This window comes from Natrinema pellirubrum DSM 15624, from assembly GCF_000230735.2.
GTDB classification, from domain to species: domain Archaea; phylum Halobacteriota; class Halobacteria; order Halobacteriales; family Natrialbaceae; genus Natrinema; species Natrinema pellirubrum.
Map to the genome: position 1 here is coordinate 564,293 of NC_019962.1, position 16,938 is coordinate 581,230.

The 16,938-nt window shown below is 66.1% G+C and carries 18 protein-coding genes; 11 read left to right on the top strand and 7 right to left on the bottom strand.

All coding sequences use genetic code 11. From position 1 onward, the window contains the following. The first annotated feature begins 42 nt into the window (after window positions 1-42). Window positions 43-975 (top strand): polyprenyl diphosphate synthase, encoded by a 933-nt coding sequence (gene uppS / locus NATPE_RS02815; RefSeq protein ID WP_006180765.1) that lies wholly within the window; start codon window positions 43-45, stop codon window positions 973-975. A gap of 83 nt (window positions 976-1,058) precedes the next feature. Further along, window positions 1,059-1,433: a DUF7344 domain-containing protein gene (locus tag NATPE_RS02820; protein WP_006180766.1), complete on the top strand. Its 375-nt coding sequence runs from the start codon at window positions 1,059-1,061 to the stop codon at window positions 1,431-1,433. 7 nt (window positions 1,434-1,440) lie between these two features. On the opposite strand, the gene NATPE_RS02825 is transcribed toward NATPE_RS02820, so the two are convergent. Next, window positions 1,441-2,046, bottom strand: a complete 606-nt coding sequence (locus tag NATPE_RS02825) for an undecaprenyl diphosphate synthase family protein (RefSeq protein WP_006180767.1) — start codon at window positions 2,044-2,046, stop codon at window positions 1,441-1,443. Window positions 2,047-2,206: 160 nt separating this feature from the next. Between NATPE_RS02825 and NATPE_RS02830 the strand changes: the two genes are divergently transcribed. Continuing rightward, a complete protein-coding gene (locus NATPE_RS02830) occupies window positions 2,207-3,532 on the top strand; it encodes a DUF92 domain-containing protein (protein ID WP_049804867.1) in 1,326 nt (441 codons plus the stop codon). A 30-nt stretch (window positions 3,533-3,562) separates the two neighbouring features. Here NATPE_RS02830 and NATPE_RS22535 read toward each other — a convergent pair whose 3' ends face one another. From NATPE_RS22535 to NATPE_RS02850, 5 genes are all read right to left on the bottom strand, one after another. Further along, window positions 3,563-3,736 (bottom strand): hypothetical protein, encoded by a 174-nt coding sequence (locus NATPE_RS22535; protein WP_015298724.1) that lies wholly within the window; start codon window positions 3,734-3,736, stop codon window positions 3,563-3,565. Between the two features lie 130 nt (window positions 3,737-3,866). Further along, the gene (gene dnaG / locus NATPE_RS02835) at window positions 3,867-5,303 is read right to left on the bottom strand and encodes a DNA primase DnaG (RefSeq protein ID WP_006180769.1); all 1,437 of its coding nucleotides are present in this window, start codon (window positions 5,301-5,303) and stop codon (window positions 3,867-3,869) included. 185 nt (window positions 5,304-5,488) lie between these two features. Then, window positions 5,489-5,845, bottom strand: coding sequence for a DUF7344 domain-containing protein (locus tag NATPE_RS02840; RefSeq protein WP_006180770.1), 357 nt, complete (start codon window positions 5,843-5,845; stop codon window positions 5,489-5,491). Window positions 5,846-5,913: 68 nt separating this feature from the next. Beyond that, window positions 5,914-6,576 (bottom strand): helix-turn-helix domain-containing protein, encoded by a 663-nt coding sequence (locus tag NATPE_RS02845; RefSeq protein WP_006180771.1) that lies wholly within the window; start codon window positions 6,574-6,576, stop codon window positions 5,914-5,916. A gap of 107 nt (window positions 6,577-6,683) precedes the next feature. Then, entirely contained in the window at window positions 6,684-7,505 is an 822-nt protein-coding gene (locus tag NATPE_RS02850; RefSeq protein ID WP_006180772.1) for an ArsR/SmtB family transcription factor, read from the bottom strand. Window positions 7,506-7,681: 176 nt separating this feature from the next. On the opposite strand from NATPE_RS02850, the gene NATPE_RS02855 reads away from it, so the two are divergent. From NATPE_RS02855 to NATPE_RS02885, 7 genes are all read left to right on the top strand, one after another. After that, window positions 7,682-7,969, top strand: a complete 288-nt coding sequence (locus NATPE_RS02855) for a DUF3311 domain-containing protein (RefSeq protein WP_006180773.1) — start codon at window positions 7,682-7,684, stop codon at window positions 7,967-7,969. Then, window positions 7,966-9,444 carry a sodium:solute symporter family protein gene (locus tag NATPE_RS02860; protein WP_006180774.1) on the top strand — a complete coding sequence of 493 codons (1,479 nt, stop codon included), beginning with the start codon at window positions 7,966-7,968 and terminating at the stop codon, window positions 9,442-9,444. Before NATPE_RS02855 ends, NATPE_RS02860 begins: the two co-directional genes overlap by 4 nt. A 47-nt stretch (window positions 9,445-9,491) precedes the next feature. After that, the gene (locus NATPE_RS02865; RefSeq protein ID WP_006180775.1) at window positions 9,492-10,127 is read left to right on the top strand and encodes a hypothetical protein; all 636 of its coding nucleotides are present in this window, start codon (window positions 9,492-9,494) and stop codon (window positions 10,125-10,127) included. 49 nt (window positions 10,128-10,176) lie between these two features. Further along, a complete protein-coding gene (locus NATPE_RS02870) occupies window positions 10,177-10,404 on the top strand; it encodes a DUF7860 family protein (RefSeq protein WP_006180776.1) in 228 nt (75 codons plus the stop codon). A 174-nt stretch (window positions 10,405-10,578) separates the two neighbouring features. After that, on the top strand, window positions 10,579-11,001 hold the full coding sequence (locus NATPE_RS22090) for an FxLYD domain-containing protein (protein WP_152422571.1): 423 nt from the start codon (window positions 10,579-10,581) through the stop codon (window positions 10,999-11,001). 113 nt (window positions 11,002-11,114) lie between these two features. Then, on the top strand, window positions 11,115-12,014 hold the full coding sequence (locus NATPE_RS02880) for an HFX_2341 family transcriptional regulator (protein WP_006180778.1): 900 nt from the start codon (window positions 11,115-11,117) through the stop codon (window positions 12,012-12,014). A 300-nt stretch (window positions 12,015-12,314) separates the two neighbouring features. After that, window positions 12,315-15,017, top strand: coding sequence for a valine--tRNA ligase (locus NATPE_RS02885; protein WP_006180779.1), 2,703 nt, complete (start codon window positions 12,315-12,317; stop codon window positions 15,015-15,017). Window positions 15,018-15,070: 53 nt separating this feature from the next. On the opposite strand, the gene NATPE_RS02890 is transcribed toward NATPE_RS02885, so the two are convergent. After that, window positions 15,071-15,778, bottom strand: coding sequence for a DUF1405 domain-containing protein (locus NATPE_RS02890; RefSeq protein ID WP_006180780.1), 708 nt, complete (start codon window positions 15,776-15,778; stop codon window positions 15,071-15,073). A gap of 239 nt (window positions 15,779-16,017) precedes the next feature. On the opposite strand from NATPE_RS02890, the gene pdxS reads away from it, so the two are divergent. After that, entirely contained in the window at window positions 16,018-16,926 is a 909-nt protein-coding gene (gene pdxS, locus NATPE_RS02895) for a pyridoxal 5'-phosphate synthase lyase subunit PdxS (protein ID WP_006180781.1), read from the top strand. Window positions 16,927-16,938 lie beyond the last annotated feature (12 nt).

Here is a 16,938-nt window from a genome sequence, read left to right on the forward strand (position 1 = left end):
GACACGCAAGACACATAGGCGTCGGTGACCTTCCTTCGAGTAATGAAGCGGTGGCTCCGAAAACGCGTCGACGCGGCGTACGAGCGGTTGCTCGCCCGCGAAGTGTCGGGTGCGCCGACCCACGTCGCCGTCATTCAAGACGGCAACCGGCGGTACGCCCGCAAGCGGGGCGGCGACGCCCACGAGGGCCACCGCGCAGGGGCCGAGACGACCGAACGCGTCCTCGAGTGGTGTCAGGACATCGGCGTCGAGGAGTTGACGCTGTACACGTTCTCGACGGAGAACTTCGACCGTCCCGACGAGCAAAACGAGGCACTGTTCGACCTGCTGTGTGAGAAACTCCACGAGTTCGCGGACGCCGACCGCGTCCACGACAACGAGGTCTGCATTCGCGTAATCGGCGAGACGGACATGCTCCCCGAGCGGGTCCAACACGCCGTCGAATACGCCGAACGCCGCACGCACGACTACGACCGGTTCACGCTCAACATCGCGCTTGCGTACGGCGGTCGCTCGCGACTGCTCGAGGCCACCCGCGGAGTCGCCGCGGACGTGGAGGCGGGCGACCTCGACCCCGAGGAGATCGACATCGAGGACATCGAACGACGGCTATACGACCGGCCGATCCGGGACGTCGACCTGATAATTCGACCAGCCGGCGAAGAGCGCACCTCGAACTTCCTGCCCTGGCACGCCAACGGCAACGAGGCGGCCGTCTTCTTCTGTACACCCTACTGGCCGGAGTTCTCCAAGGCCGACTTCCTGCGGGGGATCCGCACCTACGAACACCGCGCGGAGTCGTGGCGGCGGACCCGCGCCCGGCGCGCGCTGGCCCTGTTCGGTGCCGTCAGCGAGACGGAACTCGCCGAGGCCCGGGCGATCGTCGATCGGTTCCGCGACTCGCTGCCCTCCGCCGAGCGGCCCGACGCCGACGATCTCGAGGCCGGTGACTCGGGTAGTCAGGCCGCGGACTGACCGCACCGGTTCTCGTCCCACCGGTAACGACTCCTTCAGCCACCAGAAGACATTTCACTGTCATTATGGCAGTAGTAGTCGTGATGCCGACTCCGAACACCGCCCCTCCAGTCGACGTCGAACGGTTCGTTCGGCTGACGAACGTCCCGCTCGACGAGGCGTACACGCTCCTCGCGAACCCGCGGACGCGTCTCGCCTTGCACGCGCTATCGGCGGCCGAACCACCGGTTTCGGTCACCGAATTGGCCGCCGTCGTCGCCGACCGGGACGGCGCCGACGAGCGGACCGTTGAAGCGTCGCTCGTCCACGCCGTCCTCCCGAAACTCGTGGGTGCGGACGTTCTCGAGTACGACGGTGAGACCGGTCGAATCCGTCTCGAGCGCCCGGTCGTCGTGGCCGCGGATCCGTTCACGGACCCGTCGCTGCCCGGCCGATCGGGGCCGAACGCGTCCCCGTAACCCGCGATCAGCGGCCGAACCGCCGCGACCGGTTACAGTACTCTCGGACCGCCCGGAGGAAGTCCCGCTTGCGGAAGTTCCGCCAGTTCACGTCGGTGAAGTACAGTTCCGAGTAGACCGACTGCCAGATCATGAAATCCGAGAGCCGTTCGGCTCCGGTCTTGATCACCAGGTCCGGCTCCGACGGGAAGATCAGGTGGTCCTCGACGCTGTCGTCGTCGATCTCGTCGGGCGCTAACTCGCCCGCGTCGACCCGTTCGGCCAGCGTTCGGACCGCGCTGGTGAACTCGTGTTTCCCGCCGAGCCCGATCCCGATTCGGATCGGCGCGTCGGCCCGGGCCCGATCGCCCGGACCCCGAACCGCGACCGGCCGCGGCGCGTCGATCGTCTCGAGTTCCCGTTGCAGGGCCGGCACCGCGGCCTCGTCGAGGACGCTCACGTAGACCGTAATCCGCGATGCATACTCCGTGGCCCACTCGAAGAAATCGGTCAGCGTCTCGTAGGCTCCCCGTTCTAGGAGATCGCGCTCGGTGATCACGAGCGCGACGTGATCGGGCGGGTCGCCGTCGTGACGCCGGATCCGAAAGGCGAGGTACCGTTCGTACAGTCCCACACCGGCGATTTTCTCGGCGGCTGCTATACCGGTTACGGGTTCGGACCGGTCGTTCGACCGCCGGCCGATTCGTCCGGAGTGGGGCCGCTGAGTGCGGTAATACCCGCCTCGAGCGGGTTCACGAAGGTTGAAGTAACCGCCACAGAAAGGGACCGATATCGTGACAGCACCCGTTCGGCGAGCCGGCGTGTTCGCGGCGCTCTGTACGCTCTCGCTCGCCGTGCCGCTCTTCGGTCCGCAGGCAGGAGCCGCCGTCGCGGGCGTCGTCCTGCTCGGGGCCTACCTCGTCCCCGAGGGGTCGCTGTTCGACCTGCTCGCCTACCCGGGCGACTACGAGGACGCGCGGCTGTACGGTCTGATCACGTTCGTCCTCGCGGGGGTCGCCCTCGGGCTCATCGCGACCGCGGCGTCGATGTCGGTCGCCGTCTTCGTCGGGACGATCCTGCTGGTCGGCTACGGGAATCTCGGCGAGCAACTCGTCAGGCTCCGGACGGACAACGACGTCGTTCGCGTCGCCGGTTTCTGTCTCGCGGGGAGCCTGGCCGCCGTCGCCGGACTGGCGGGGACGCGGGCTCTCGCCGGCGATCCCGTCGCCGCGGCGCTGCCGGTCGTCGTCTTTCTGGCCGCGAGCGGTGCCGTTCTCGGCGCGTTGCTCCGGGACATGCTGTTGCGGTCCGACGACCCGATCGTCGTCCTCTCGGTTGGCCTCCTGCTGTGGCTGCTCGCCGAACTCGGCCCCTCGATCGGCCGCCTCGAGATCGTCGTCGCGCTCGCGGTCACGGTCGCGCTCGGCTACGCCTCCTACGCCCTCGAGACGGCCTCGATCGCCGGGATGCTCACCGGCGTCTTGCTCGTCTTGCTGACGATCGTCCTCGGCGGGTACGGCTGGGTCGCCGTCCTCGTTTCCTTTTTCGCCATCGGCGGCCTCTCGACGAAGTTCCGGTACGACCGCAAGACGGAACTCGGCGTCGCCGAGGACAACAACGGGGCCCGCGGCAGCGGCAACGTCCTGGGCAACGCCGCGGTCGCGCTCGTTGCCGTCCTCGGCTACGCGGCCAGCGACGCCGGATTGCTCCCCCACGAACCAGGGCTATTTCTCTTCGCGTTCGCCGGGTCGATCGCGACCGCAATGAGCGACACCCTCTCGAGCGAGATCGGCAGCGTCTTCGATCGCCCCCGGCTAATCACGACGCTCGAGCCGGTCGAGCCCGGCACCGACGGCGGCGTCACCTGGCAGGGCGAACTCGCCGGTCTCACGGGCGCGACCGTCGTCGCCGCCATCACCGCCGGCGTCTTCCCCGAGATCGACCTCGTCGGCGGGGCGATCGTCGTCGTGGCCGGCGTCGTCGGGATGACCGTCGACAGCCTCCTCGGGGCGACCCTCGAGGGGCCGCTGCTGGGCAATCAGAGCGTGAACTTCCTCGCGACGCTGTCCGGCGCGCTTGCAAGCGCCGCGCTGGTGCTGGTCGTTCCCCTCCTCGGCTGACGTTGGCGTGGACGAAAACCGGCACACGAGTCAGTCGTCCGCAGTCGAGAACGACGGCTCCTCGAGTGACTGTTCGGACTGTTCCTCGAGACCGAATCGATCGTCGGCCCGCGCTTGCCCTCCGGCGGCGGTCGTCGTCGCCCACAGGGTCACGAGAATCCAGACGCCGAGCAGCGCGAGCGCGGCGGTCGCGGGTGGTGCCATTACCGGCCGCTCGGCACTCGCCGCCTATCAACGGTTCGGACCGCTCCCGACCGGTGAGAACGCCGTCGGAGCCACTGCAAGCACTGTCTACCCGACCCACGACTCTTCTGCAATCAGTACGAAAACCGGTTCAGTGGCTCTTATTCGTCTCCGGCGGTCGCTCGGCGATCTCGTCGATCGCGTGGATCCGGACGGCCGTCGGTCGCTTGGTAAACGCCCCGAGCGAGCGGGCGATGATCCGGTCGACGCCGCGGTCGGCCGCCAGATCGAGCAGCCGCTGTCCCAAGGCGTCGTCGAGGACGACCGTCGTCGGCACCGGCTCGAGGTCCTCGAGGGCGTCGTAGGCGTCGCCAGCGTGGACCTCGTCGATCGTCTCCCCGTCGCCGTCGAGGAACCGAACGCGGTCGGTCTCCGCACGGATGACGGCGGCTGCGTGGCCGTAGACGGTTTCCGGTGAGCGGTCGTCGTCCGATTCGGCCTCGTCAGCGGCCGTTCGGTCACCGCCGGACGCCGGGGACGACTCCGTACCGGTTCGGTTCGGTTCGGACTCGCCCGCCGATCGGGTCGTGGCCGTCCGTTCGGTCTTCGCTTTCGCCGGCTGCGTCGGGTCGGCATCGGCGGCGGTCGCCCCGTCGCCGGCCCCGGTCTCGGTCGTAGCCGTCGTCTCTCGACGGTCGGTCGCGTCGGGTCCGGCGTCCGACGGCGGCGGGGACGGCGTCGCACTGCCGTCGGTCGCGGCGACCGCCTCCCGGGGTTCGTTCAGTTCGGCGACGGTGTCGTAGGGGACCTTGTTCCGGAGGGCGGCGAACAGTTCGTGATGGTCCAGGTCCTCGACGGAGCCCTCGGCCGGGGCGAAGGCCACGTAGTCGATGTCGCCGACCTGTGCGAGTTCCTCGAGGATCAGATCGCCGCCGCGGTCGCCGTCGAGGAAGGCCGTGACGGTACGGTGGCGGGTGAGTTCGGCGACCGCGTCGGGGACGTTCGTCCCCTCGACGGCGATGGCGTTTTTGATGCCGTATTTCAACAGCGTGAGGACGTCTGCCCGTCCCTCGACGACGATGATGGCATCGCTGTCCGTCACCCGAGGACCCGCGGGCAGCCCCTCGTACTCGGTGATGTCCTCGACACGGACCTGCTGGCGGACCTCCGCGAGGATCTCGTCGGAGGACATGATCGTATCGTCGAAGCCCGTCCGGAGCAGTTCCTTCGCCCGGTCGACGACTTCCTTTCGCTTTGCCGCCCGGACGTCTTCGATCTCGCGGATCTCGAGGTCGGCCCGACAGGGACCGACCCGGGAGATCGTCTCGAGGGCGGCCGCGAGGGTCGCGGTTTCGACTTTGTCGAGGCTCGTCGCGATGGTTACTTGGCCGTGTGACTGGCCGCCGGTACTCGTGATTTCGACGTCGATACGGCCGACTTTGCCGGACTGGCGGAGGTCGCGAAGGTCGAGGTCGTCGCCGAGCAGGCCCTCCGTCTGGCCGAAGATGGCACCGACGACGTCGCTGCGTTCGACGACCCCGTCGGCCGTCACGTCCGCGTGAATGAGGTATTTCGAGGTGTCTTCCATGGGAGATCTGTCCCCGTGAGGGGCGGTGACGCGGGAAACGCGTACAGAGACCGATTTATATACGATTTCGTTCGTGAACGGCAAATAGCTGTTGACCCGTGCCAGCCTTGCATCCCGGCTCCCGGTCGGACACTCCGTGACTCGTCTCGTGTGATCCCGCGAGGGCGCGGTCACCGCTGGCTGCACTACCCGTTCGTGGTCGATCGCTCGGCCACGAGATAGCGCCGGCGTTGCTCGAGTCGCGCCACGTGATCCAGGAGCGCGACCTCATCTCGCTCCTGACTGTAGCGGACGTAGTCGGCGTCCGCCAACTTCGGGACGTGCGTGTGATAGAGCGAGACGTAGATCCGCTTGACTGCCTCGGCCGAAATCTCCGGCAGCGGACGGTCGTGTTCCCTGACGGCGACCTCGTCGGCCAGATCGGCGAGCGCCAGCGGCGTCTCGTACTCCCGGAGACACTGCAGCGCATAGCGACGACGGTGGTGTGAGAGAACGTCGAACGCGTCGTTCGCGGTGTCGTGTGCGTCTTTCGGCCCAACCATACATTATAAACCGTCCCCGGACGGAAGAGGTGGCGGGTTGTATGCACAACCCGTCCGGTGACGATCGACTACCCCTTGTCGGCGTCCCCGACCGTCAGCGTACTCGCGATGAGGTTCTCGTACGCGCCCCGGAACCGCTTCGAGAGTGCCTGCTGGGAGACGCCCATCCGGTCGGCTAGCTCGTCCATCGTGACCGCCTGCGGGACCTCGTAGTAGCCCACCTCGAGCGCGGTCACGAGCGTCTCGCGTTGCTTTGGCGTGAGGCCGTACCGGGCGCTGGCCATCGGCTGTTCCTGTTCCGTGATCCGCTCGAGGTCGGCGGTGATGTCGTGGTCGTCGCAGTAGGTCCGAAACCGCGAGAGGCTCTCCCGGTCGTCGAACCGCATCCGCAGGTCCCAGCTCGCCGCCTTTCCGGTCGCCCGCAGGATCGTCGCTCCGAGTTCGACGTAGGCGTAGACGATCGTCTCTACGTTTCGCGTCCACTCGCCGCGATACAGTTTCGCGTCGTCGGCTTCGTCGACGGCCGCGATATTCGTGACCGAGTCGTCGTCGCGAAACGCCGCTTCGAACGCCGCGTGGTCCCCGCCGCTGACCCAGAAGTACGGCATGATCCTGTCTTCCATCGTCGCGACGACCTGCTCGATCGCGACCACCATCTCCGGGGCGGCGGTCAGCGCGTGGTTGAGCGCGAAGTCGTCCGACTTGATCGAGAACTTGGCGATGAGGCTCATACCGCCGATACGCCGGGGGCATCATAAGACGCCGCCGACGAAGACGCGGCTGCGGACGGTTGTCAGCGAGTCGCCGTCGACCGGTGGTCACGACGGGATCTCGAGACTCAGTACGCCGGTCGGTACCAGTACCAGTAGGCCGCGACCGCGAGCAGCACGGTCAACCCGCCGAGGAAAAACAGCAGTCCCGGCGGAACGGTTCCGAAGACCGCATCCGCCACTTCCGCGCCGCCGTCGGCAACGTTGCCGACCGTCTCGTTGTCCGTGGCGTTCTCGAGCAGTTCACCGTCGGCACCGTCCGCACCCGCATCGCCGTCGGCACCGTCCGCACCCCCATCGCCGGCGGTTCCGTTGCCGTTTTCGTCAACGTCTGTCGTCCCCATATCGTTCTCGTCCTCGGTCGATTTCGGGCTCGAGCCGTCGTCGGCCCCACCGTCCGCCCCGACGGGCTGTGCCCCGCTATCGTCCGTCGGCTGCCCGTCCGTGGGTCCGAGCCACCGCGTCGCCGCGTACTGGACCAGCAGGCTCCCGCCGGCCAGCACGCCGACGCCGCCCAGCAGCCGCGAGAGCGCCTCCTTGAGCCGCGTCGCGCGGGACTCGTCGCTGGTCACGATCAGGGGCCCGTCGGTCGTCGCGTAGACGCTCATCTCGTTGCCCCGCGAGGAATACCACGTATCGACGATTTCGACCAGCCCCGCGTCCTCGAGTTTCTCGAGGTGATAGCGGACGTTCTGGATCGAGGAATCGACCGCCTCGGCGATATCGCTCGGCGTCGCCGGCTCGCCGTCTAGATGCGCATAGATCCGTCGTGCCGTCGTCGACGAGAGCGCGGCGAAGACCGCGTCGGCATCCTCCCCCTCGAGATCGACGACGCGGGGGGTGCCTTCCTCGGCGTTCGTTTCGGAGCGAAAGGGAAACAGACGAGCCATACAGGTGTCGATTCCTATTCGATGACAAACACATATACTCTTTTTCCTCGGTGAAAGACCGATTTCACCTACCGGAAACCGCAGGACATGGTGGTGATGCCCTATCGATGAATATATTTCTTCGATATCGGGGTTCGAAGGGAAAGGACTACCCATGTCGGGACGAACGATCCGACATGCGCCGGACTGAACTGTTGCCGTGGCTCGCGGCCGCGGTCGTCCTCGCCGGACTGACCGTGCCGTGGTTCCTGTGGGGCTCCTCGACCGTCGTCGCCGGACTGCCGGTCTGGCTCTGGTGGCACGTCGGTTGGATGTGTCTCGCGTCGGTCGCCTTCTGGCTGTTCGCCCAGCGGGCCTGGGGCCTCGGCATCGAAACGGCCGCTGACGGCTCGAGCGAGGCGTCGCCCGACGGAGCCGATCCCGCCCGCGAGGCCGGGACCGAAACTGGAGGTGAGTTCCGATGAACGCCGTCACCATCCAGTTGTCTATCATCGTCGGCTACCTGCTGTTGGCCCTCGCCGTCGGGCTGGTCGCCTACCGGCTGACCGACCGCACCGCCGAGGACTTCTATCTGGCGAGCCGAACCCTCGGAACCGTCGTCCTGCTCTTTACGACGTTCGCGACGCTGCTGTCGGCGTTTACCTTCTTCGCCGGCCCGAACGTCGCCTACGCACAGGGCCCCGAGTGGATCCTCGTCATGGGGCTGATGGACGGGATCATTTTCGCCATCCTCTGGTACGTGATCGGCTACAAGCAGTGGCTGCTCGGGCAGCGATACGGCTACGTGACCCTCGGCGAGATGCTCGGCGACCGTTTCGGCTCGCCGTACCTGCGCGGGCTCGTCGCCGGCGTCAGCCTGCTGTGGCTCTTCCCCTACGTCATGCTCCAACAGGTCGGGGCCGGCACCGCCCTCGAGGCGCTGACCGAGGGCGCAATCTCCTACGCCGCGGGGGCCGGCCTGATCACCGCGTTCATGATCCTCTACGTCGTCGCCGCCGGGATGCGCGGGATCGCCTGGACCGACACGCTGCAGGGCGTCTTCATGCTCGTGACCACCTGGGTCGCGCTGCTGTGGGTGCTGTCGGCCGTCGGCGGCCCCGGCGCCGCGACCGAGGCGCTGGCGTCGAACCCGGACACCGCCGGCTTCCTCTCGCTAGGTAGCGACTACTACACCGTCAACTGGATCCTTTCGACGGCGATCACGATCGGCTTCGGCGTCGCGATGTTCCCGCAGGTCAACCAGCGCTTCTTCGCCGCGGGCTCGAAAACCGTCCTCAAGCGCACCTTCGCGCTGTGGCCGGTCCTCTGTGTCCTGCTTTTCGTCCCCTCGTTCATGCTCGGAGCCTGGGCCGCCGGCCTCGCGGTCGCGGTCCCCGAGGGCGCGAACGTCCTGCCACTGGTCCTCGCGGAGTACACGCCGACGTGGTTCGCCGCCTTGGTCATCGCCGGCGCGATGGCCGCGATGATGTCCTCTTCGGACTCAATGTTGCTGTCGGGCTCGTCGTACTTCACGCGGGATCTCTACCGCCCCTTCGTCGAACGGGATCTCTCCGACCGCCGGGAAGACCTGATCGCCCGCGGCGGTGTCGTCCTCTTCGCGACCGCGGCGTTTCTCGGCAGCCTGCTCCGACCGGCCGGCCTGTTCGAACTCGGCGAAGCGGCCTTCAGCGGCTTCGCCCAGCTCGCGCTGCCGGTCCTGCTCGCGCTCTACTGGCGGTCGATCACCCGGGCCGGTATCACCGCCGGCATCCTCGCCAGTCAGGGCTTTTACCTCTCGAGTCTCTTCCTCGCCGTCGTCCCCGGCTCCTACGCCGGTTGGACGGCCGGCATCGTCGGGATGGGGCTGGGCCTCGTCGTTACCGTCGCCGTCTCACTGGTCACGTCGCCGGCAGCCGAGGAGCGCCGCGCGATCTACTTCGATCGGCTGGGTGCGGACTGACCGCCGAACCGCCACGCTGAACCGCCCCGCCGTCGTACCCGTCGGCGATGGCTATCGATCTGCCGCCCGCAGTGGCCGACGACTGGCACCACGTCGGCGGCCGGACCGACGACCGGAGCCTCTCGCTGGCGACGATCACCGCCGAGACGGCCGTCTTCGAACACCGGCCGACCGCCGACGCCCTCGAGCGGCTCCGCACCGACGGCGACGTGCCGGCTCGGTCGCTGTTCACCGTCGACCTCGAGATTACCCCCTCCCTCTCGGCGATCGGGCTCGATCCCGGCGACGCCCTCGAGCTGGCCGCCCCGAAGGCCCGTGACGGCGTCGTCGAGACACTCGCCGACGACGGGATCAAGGTCGGCGCGGAACGCGCAAACGAGTACATCGACCGGCCCGACGGGGCCATCGGCCACCTGACGGTCCTCGAGGCCGCGTACCCGATCGATTCGAACGCGGCGACCGACGGCGGGACGCCCGATGACGACTCCGTGACCATCGACGCCGAGGTCCACGCTGCGGTCTGGCCCGACGGCGAGTCCTACACGCTGGCCGGCGGCCTCCTCCCGCTCGAGGCCCCCGAGTCGGACCTGCTGGCGGCCGCCCTCGACGTCGATCCGGCCCGCGACCGGGAGGCGATCGTCGACCTGTTCCGGGGGCTCGACCTCGAGTCCGACGGCGACTGACCGTCGCTCTGTCGTAATAATTAGGTGATCGGGGCGTGATCACCCAACCATGGCACACTACGGCGGTCGGAACTATTCGAAACTGACGAAGACCGGCTTTTTTGTCGGCCTCGCGCTCTTTGTCGTCGGCACGGGAACCGAACTGGTCGGCCACGCCCTCTTTGGCTCGCTCCCGCAGTGGGAGAACTCCCTGCTGTTCGCGATGGCGCTCGTCGGCTTCGCGATCGGATTCGCGTCGCCGTTCGTGTTCGGGATCATCATGCCGCTCGTCGAATAACGGTCATCTTCTGCAGATTAGTTAGACACCTAACTGCGTTTCACTCATAAACAGATGGGCTCGAGACTAGTTGTTCTGCTATATACTCAATTCAAAAATTAAAATAAATCAATATTACTTCCGTATAGAAATGTCATAAAGTATAATAGGGATTGGTTGCCATGTGAAAGAGAAATGGATAGAAGAACCTATTTAACGACGACAGCAGGTGTGATCGGCGCAGTAGGATTAGCTGGTTGCTCAGGCGACGAAGGTGATTTTGAGGGCGGAAATGGCAACGGTAACGGGAACGGTAATAATGGCTCCTCAAATGACGTAGAATTGCTGAATCACGAATTGGTCCGAGAAAATGAGGGAGGAATGGCAGAAACCGTTTCAGTTGACGGAGAAGCTGAAAACGTGAGCGGGAGTGAACTCTCCTATGCGGAAGTCGAAGTAAAATTCTATGAAGGGGATACCTTAGCGGATAGTTTCCTCGACAACGTGAATAATCTCGGAGCAGGGGAGACATGGGCCTTTAGCGTGCAGTATACGGGTATGGGAGAGGATGCAGCTGCGATTACGGATTACGAGATCCGGGCGGGGACATCGCTATAGACTCTCCGAATACGATCTCAGAACGTCTCGACCGGTAGAAAATCGGAATCACCGGGTGTAGACCGATGATCTAAAGACTGCACTTTTATAAATAGCATTGCTACGTACCACGTATGCAAACCCACATCGTCCCGGTCGGCTTCGACTACGACCGGCTGATCGCGCCGCTGGTCCGCGATCAGATCGACGTCGACAGCGTCATTCTGCTCGAGGGCGCGGTCGGGAGCGAGGCCAACGTCGAGTACTCCCGGCACCTCTCTCAGAAACTCGAGACCGATTTCAAGAACCTGCTGGGGGCCGACACCGATCGGTTCGTCCTCGAGGACGTCTACGACTACGACGACGCCTTCGAGCAGGCCTACGAACTCATTACTGCGGAACTGGACGCCGGCAACGAGGTCTGGGTCAACGTCGCCGCGATGCCCCGGACGGTGAGTTTCGCCTTCGCTAACGCCGCCCACTCGCTGATGGTCGAACGGGAGGAGGACCGCGAGGGGATCCACACCTACTACACCGCCCCCGAGAAGTACCTCGAGACGGAACTCGCCGAGGAGTTGCGCGAGCAGATCGCCCTGCTCGAGGACCTTCGCGAGGACGACGATCCCGAAGACGACCGGATCCAGACGCGACTCGAGAGCGCACGGAACCTGTTGGCCGAGTTCGACGAGCGCGGGACGACGATCGGCGCGAAGGAGATCGATGGCAAACACATCGTCGAGTTACCGGTCGCTTCCTTCTCGAACGTCAAACCCTTCGAGGAACTCATCCTGTACAAGCTCGGCGAGGACGGCGAGTTCGACTCCGTCTCGGAACTCGCGGAGTCGCTGGCCCGTGAACTCAACGAGGAATACACCGACAGCTTCCGCTCGAAGGTCATCTACAACGTCGACCGGCTGGGGCCGGGCGGCAAGGGCTACATCGAGCGCGAGGAACACGGCAAGTCCTACCGGACGCGACTCTCCCGGATCGGCGAACTGTGGGTGCGCGCCCACTCCGACGACGGCGAGAACTGAGCCGACCGCGGACGGGGTCGCCGTCGACTCGGTCGGACGCTCGAGTCGACGACGAAAGTGCTATCAGGATCGCCGGCCGAAGTGACGGACATGCCAGTCTCCGTCGCGGTCGCGTTCGGCCGCCGTGAAGGGGCGCGCGACACCGTTTTCGTAGGGGCGTCCTAGCCCCCGCCTCCCACCCCGTTTCGACGGATGTATTGTCGCCGACCAGCATTCACCGAGCAACGACCGCTTTATGCACGATAGCCAATCCGACAGTTCGACGATGGAACGCCGACGCCCGCGACGGGCGGTGAGAGCATGAGTACGGACCGGACCGACGAGCCGAGCCTCGAGGGCGGCTACGACCCCGAGGCGGTCGAGTCGCGCTGGCAGGAGCGCTGGGTCGATTCGGACGTCTACGCCTACGACGGCGATGAGAAGCGCGACCCCAACACGGTCTATGCGATCGACACGCCGCCGCCGACGGTCTCGGGCAGCCTGCACATGGGCCACCTCTACGGCTCGACCCTGCAGGACTTCGCCGCGCGATTCCAGCGGATGGCCGACGGCGACGTCCTCTTTCCCTTCGGCTACGACGACAACGGGATCGCGAGCGAGCGCCTGACCGAGAAGGAGCTGGACATTCGCCATCAGGACTACGAGCGCCGGGAGTTTCAGGAACTCTGCCGCGAGGTCTGTACGGAGTACGAGGCCGAGTTCACGGAGAAGATGCAGAACCTCGGGACCTCGATCGATTGGAACAACACCTACAAGACGATCGAACCGCGCGTCCAGCGGATCTCCCAGCTGTCCTTCCTCGACCTCTACGAGAAGGGCCGCGAGTACCGGAAGAAGGCGCCCGCGATCTGGTGTCCCGAGTGCGAGACGGCCATCTCGCAGGTCGAGATGGAAGACGACGAGCGGGGCTCGCACTTCAACGACATCGCGTTCGAATTGGTCGGCGACGACGCCCCCCGCGAAGAATTCATCATCTCGACGACACGACCCGAGCTGATCCCGGCTTGTGTCTCCGTCTTCGTCCACCCCGACGACGAGGAGAACCAGGACCTGATCGGCGAGACCGCTCGCATCCCGATCTTCGGCCACGAGGTGCCGATCATCGAGGACGAGCGCGTCGACATGGAGAAAGGCAGCGGCGTCGTGATGTGTTGTACCTTCGGCGACCAGAACGACATCGAGTGGTACCAGGCCCACGACCTGCCGCTTCGTGTCGCCATCGACGAGTCCGCGACGATGACCGACCTCGCCGGCGACTACGAGGGCATGTCAACCGAGGAGGCCCGCGAGGCAATCGTCGAGGACCTCGAGGACGAGGGCTCTCTCAGGGACCGCTGGGAGATCACCCACGCGGTTCAGGTCCACGAACGCTGTGACACCGCCGTCGAGTACCGCGTCTCCAAGCAGTGGTACGTCGAGATCCTGGATCACAAGGAAGAGTACCTCGAGGCCGGCCGGGAGATGGACTGGTACCCGGAGAAGATGTTCTCTCGCTACCAGCACTGGATCGAGGGCCTCGAGTGGGACTGGCTGATCTCGCGCCAGCGCGACTCGGGGATCCCGTTCCCGGTCTGGTACTGCGCCGACTGCGACCACGAGGTCATGGCCGAGAAGGAAGACCTTCCGGTCGATCCGCTCTCCGACGAGCCCCCGGTCGATAGCTGTCCCGAGTGCGGGGCCGACGACTTCGTTCCGGAAGACGACGTCTTCGACACGTGGGCGACCTCCTCGCTGACGCCACTGATCAACGCGGGCTGGGACTGGGACGCCGACAGCGGGGCGTTCACCATGGACAACCCCGAACTCTACCCCTTCGATCTCCGTCCGCAGGGCCACGACATCATCTCCTTCTGGCTGTTCCACACCATCGTCAAGTGCTACGAACACACCGGCGAGGTGCCCTTCGACGCGACGATGATCAACGGCCACGTCTTGGACGAGAACCGCGAGAAGATGTCGAAATCGAGAGGAAACATCGTCGCCCCTGACGAGGTCCTGGCGGAGTATCCCGTCGACGCAGTCCGGTTCTGGGCCGCAAGCGCCGCCGTCGGCGACGACTTCCCGTACCAGGAGAAGGACCTGACCGCGGGCGAGAAACTCCTCCGGAAGCTCTGGAACGCCTCGAAGCTCGTCGACACCCTCGCACCGCGCGAGCCTGACGAACCCGCCAACCTCGAGGCGATCGACCGCTGGCTGCTGGCCGAACTGGACGACGCCGTCGCGGATCTCACGGCCCACTTCGAGGACTACGAGTTCGCGAAGGCCCGCGACCGCCTGCGAACGTTCTTCTGGAACACGTTCTGTGACGACTACCTCGAGATCGCCAAGACCCGCGAGGACAACCCCTCGACCCAGTACGCGCTACGGACGGCCCACCGGACCTTCCTCGAGCTGTGGGCGCCGTTCCTCCCCCACGCGACCGAGGAGATCTGGCAGGCCGTCTACAGCGACGATCCCGCGGCCCTCGAGGACAGCAGCATCCACGTCCGCGACTGGCCCGACCCGCAGGGGTACGAGGCCGACCTCGAGGCCGGCGAGACCGCGATGGAGGTTATCTCCGCGCTGCGCCGCTACAAAAGCGAGAACCAGCTCCCGCTGAACGCCGACCTCGAGTCGGTGTCGGTCTACGGCCCGGTCGACGGCTTCGAGGACGCGATCCGGAACGTGATGCACGTGCGGGATCTCACGCTGCTCGAGGACGAGCCCGAAATCTCGACCGAGGTCGCCGCGATCGACCTCGACTACTCCACGCTCGGGCCGAAGTTCGGCTCGAAGGTCGGCGAGATCGACAGCGGTATCGAGAGCGGCGAGTACGAGATCGACGATGGCGCGGAGCCACGCTCCGCGGACAACTCGAGCGGCGATGAGCCGCGAGAGGGTCGCGTGCTGCGCGTCGCCGGCGAGGAACTCGAGGACGACCTCTTCGAAGTCGAACTCGAGCGGACCTACTCCGGCGAGGGCGAGATGATCGAGACCGAGTCGGCGGTCGTTATCCTCGAGTAGCACCGCCGTCTCCCGATTCGTCGTTTCGCGGATGCGAGCGCCGTTCGCGACTGCTACCCGTTCGCGGCCCGCGATCGCTCGAGTTTTTGCACCCGGATCGCGAGCGCGAGAAACAGCGCCAGCAGGACGAACGTGACCTCGCCGGCGGCGATCACGCCCAGCGCGTCGGCCTCGAGAAACATCGCCTTCGCGCGCTCGACGGGGATGATCGTGTGGTGGGGCTCGCCGACGATCGGGACGAAGTAGTCGACGATCAGGTTGCTCCAGTACCAGACGGCGGCGACGCCGACGGCCCACACCGGGAAGTCGCTGATCCGGTGGAGGACGAAGGCCTGAACGACCATCGCGAGGTGACTCCAGAAGAGGAAGTGATACATCCAGACGGGGAGGGACGCGTAGGAGTCGGCAAAGGCAAGCAGCGTGTACGGCGTCCACAGGCCCAACACGACGTTGCCGAAAAAGGCGAGCGCGGTCAGCCACGGCTGCTCGCGACCCAGTTTCCAGGCGGCGATCGCCAGCGCGATAAACAGCGTCGCGAGCGGGCTGTCGGGCACCCAGGGCCACAGCGCGGTTGCGGTCCCGGCGAACTGTCCCGAGTAGTACCAGAAGCCAAAGGCCGTCCCCGCGAGGTTGATCGCTACGACCAGCCACGCAAAGCGCAGGCCGAGGTCCTCGAGCGCTCTCGGGACCGGCGCGAGATAGGCCGGGAGCGACTCCTCGTCGCCACGTTCGCGCTCCGCCGTCCGGGTCGACGCGGTCATCGTCCGGCGCGACGGACGGCACCCGCAAAACAGTAGCGGTCTCCGAACCGGCACGCGCTGCCTCGAGCATTGGTCGGGTCCGTGACCGCAGCCGGCCTCGGGAACGTCTCGCGAGCGATCCGACGGCCGACGGCGCAACGGCGGCGATCGACCGCCGGGCGAGGCAAACGATCTCGAGGTCCGCGGCCGGACCGTTCCCAAAGAACACGCGTAAGTGCGACGACTCCTAAGCGCGCAGTATGTCGGAACCAGCCGATCTCGAAGAACTACGACGCGGGACCGATCTCGTCAAGCGCGGGTTCGCGCGGATGCAGAAGGGCGGCGTCATCATGGACGTCGTCAACGAAGAACAGGCCCGAATCGCCGAGGACGCCGGCGCGGTCGCCGTGATGGCCCTCGAGGCCGTTCCGGCCGACATCCGCAAACGCGGCGGCGTCGCCCGGATGGCCGACCCCGCCGACGTCGAGGCGATCGTCGACGAGGTCTCGATCCCGGTGATGGGTAAGTCCCGGATCGGCCACACCAAGGAGGCACAGATCCTCGAGGCGATCGGTGTCGACATGATCGACGAGTCGGAGGTCCTGACCCCGGCGGACGACGCCTACCACATCGACAAGCGTGACTTCACTGCGCCCTTCGTCTGTGGCGCGCGCAACCTCGGCGAGGCACTGCGCCGGGTCAACGAGGGCGCGGCGATGATCCGCACCAAAGGCGAAGCCGGTACCGGCGACGTCAACCAGGCTGTCCACCACCAGCGGACGATCAAGGGCGCGATCCGCGAACTCGAAGGGATGACCCACGAGGAACGCGAGGCCTACGCCCGCGAGATCGAAGCGCCCGCGGAACTGGTCCACGAGACCGCCGAACTGGGTCGGCTTCCAGTGGTGAACTTCGCCGCCGGCGGCATCGCGACGCCGGCCGACGCCGCCCTGATGATGCACCACGAGTGCGACGGCATCTTCGTCGGCAGCGGGATCTTCGGCGCGGAGAACCCGCCCGCGATGGCCGAGGCGATCGTCGAGGCGACGAACAACTGGGACGACCCCGAGCGACTGGCCGACATCTCGAAGAACCTCGGCAAGGGAATGAAAGGCGACGCGAACGCCGACCTTCCCGAGGAAGAGAAACTGCAGGACCGCGGCGTCTGATCGGCATCGACT

Bases quoted from the DNA above. Each gene is read 5' to 3' on its own strand.
- uppS (WP_006180765.1), top strand. From the start codon at position 43: ATGAAGCGGTGGCTCCGAAAACGCGTCGACGCGGCGTACGAGCGGTTG.
- NATPE_RS02820 (WP_006180766.1), top strand. From the start codon at position 1,059: ATGCCGACTCCGAACACCGCCCCTCCAGTCGACGTCGAACGGTTCGTT.
- NATPE_RS22535 (WP_015298724.1), bottom strand. From the start codon at position 3,736: ATGGCACCACCCGCGACCGCCGCGCTCGCGCTGCTCGGCGTCTGGATT.
- dnaG (WP_006180769.1), bottom strand. From the start codon at position 5,303: ATGGAAGACACCTCGAAATACCTCATTCACGCGGACGTGACGGCCGAC.
- NATPE_RS02840 (WP_006180770.1), bottom strand. From the start codon at position 5,845: ATGGTTGGGCCGAAAGACGCACACGACACCGCGAACGACGCGTTCGAC.
- NATPE_RS02845 (WP_006180771.1), bottom strand. From the start codon at position 6,576: ATGAGCCTCATCGCCAAGTTCTCGATCAAGTCGGACGACTTCGCGCTC.
- NATPE_RS02850 (WP_006180772.1), bottom strand. From the start codon at position 7,505: ATGGCTCGTCTGTTTCCCTTTCGCTCCGAAACGAACGCCGAGGAAGGC.
- NATPE_RS02855 (WP_006180773.1), top strand. From the start codon at position 7,682: ATGCGCCGGACTGAACTGTTGCCGTGGCTCGCGGCCGCGGTCGTCCTC.
- NATPE_RS02860 (WP_006180774.1), top strand. From the start codon at position 7,966: ATGAACGCCGTCACCATCCAGTTGTCTATCATCGTCGGCTACCTGCTG.
- NATPE_RS02865 (WP_006180775.1), top strand. From the start codon at position 9,492: ATGGCTATCGATCTGCCGCCCGCAGTGGCCGACGACTGGCACCACGTC.
- NATPE_RS02870 (WP_006180776.1), top strand. From the start codon at position 10,177: ATGGCACACTACGGCGGTCGGAACTATTCGAAACTGACGAAGACCGGC.
- NATPE_RS22090 (WP_152422571.1), top strand. From the start codon at position 10,579: ATGGATAGAAGAACCTATTTAACGACGACAGCAGGTGTGATCGGCGCA.
- NATPE_RS02880 (WP_006180778.1), top strand. From the start codon at position 11,115: ATGCAAACCCACATCGTCCCGGTCGGCTTCGACTACGACCGGCTGATC.
- NATPE_RS02885 (WP_006180779.1), top strand. From the start codon at position 12,315: ATGAGTACGGACCGGACCGACGAGCCGAGCCTCGAGGGCGGCTACGAC.
- NATPE_RS02890 (WP_006180780.1), bottom strand. From the start codon at position 15,778: ATGACCGCGTCGACCCGGACGGCGGAGCGCGAACGTGGCGACGAGGAG.
- pdxS (WP_006180781.1), top strand. From the start codon at position 16,018: ATGTCGGAACCAGCCGATCTCGAAGAACTACGACGCGGGACCGATCTC.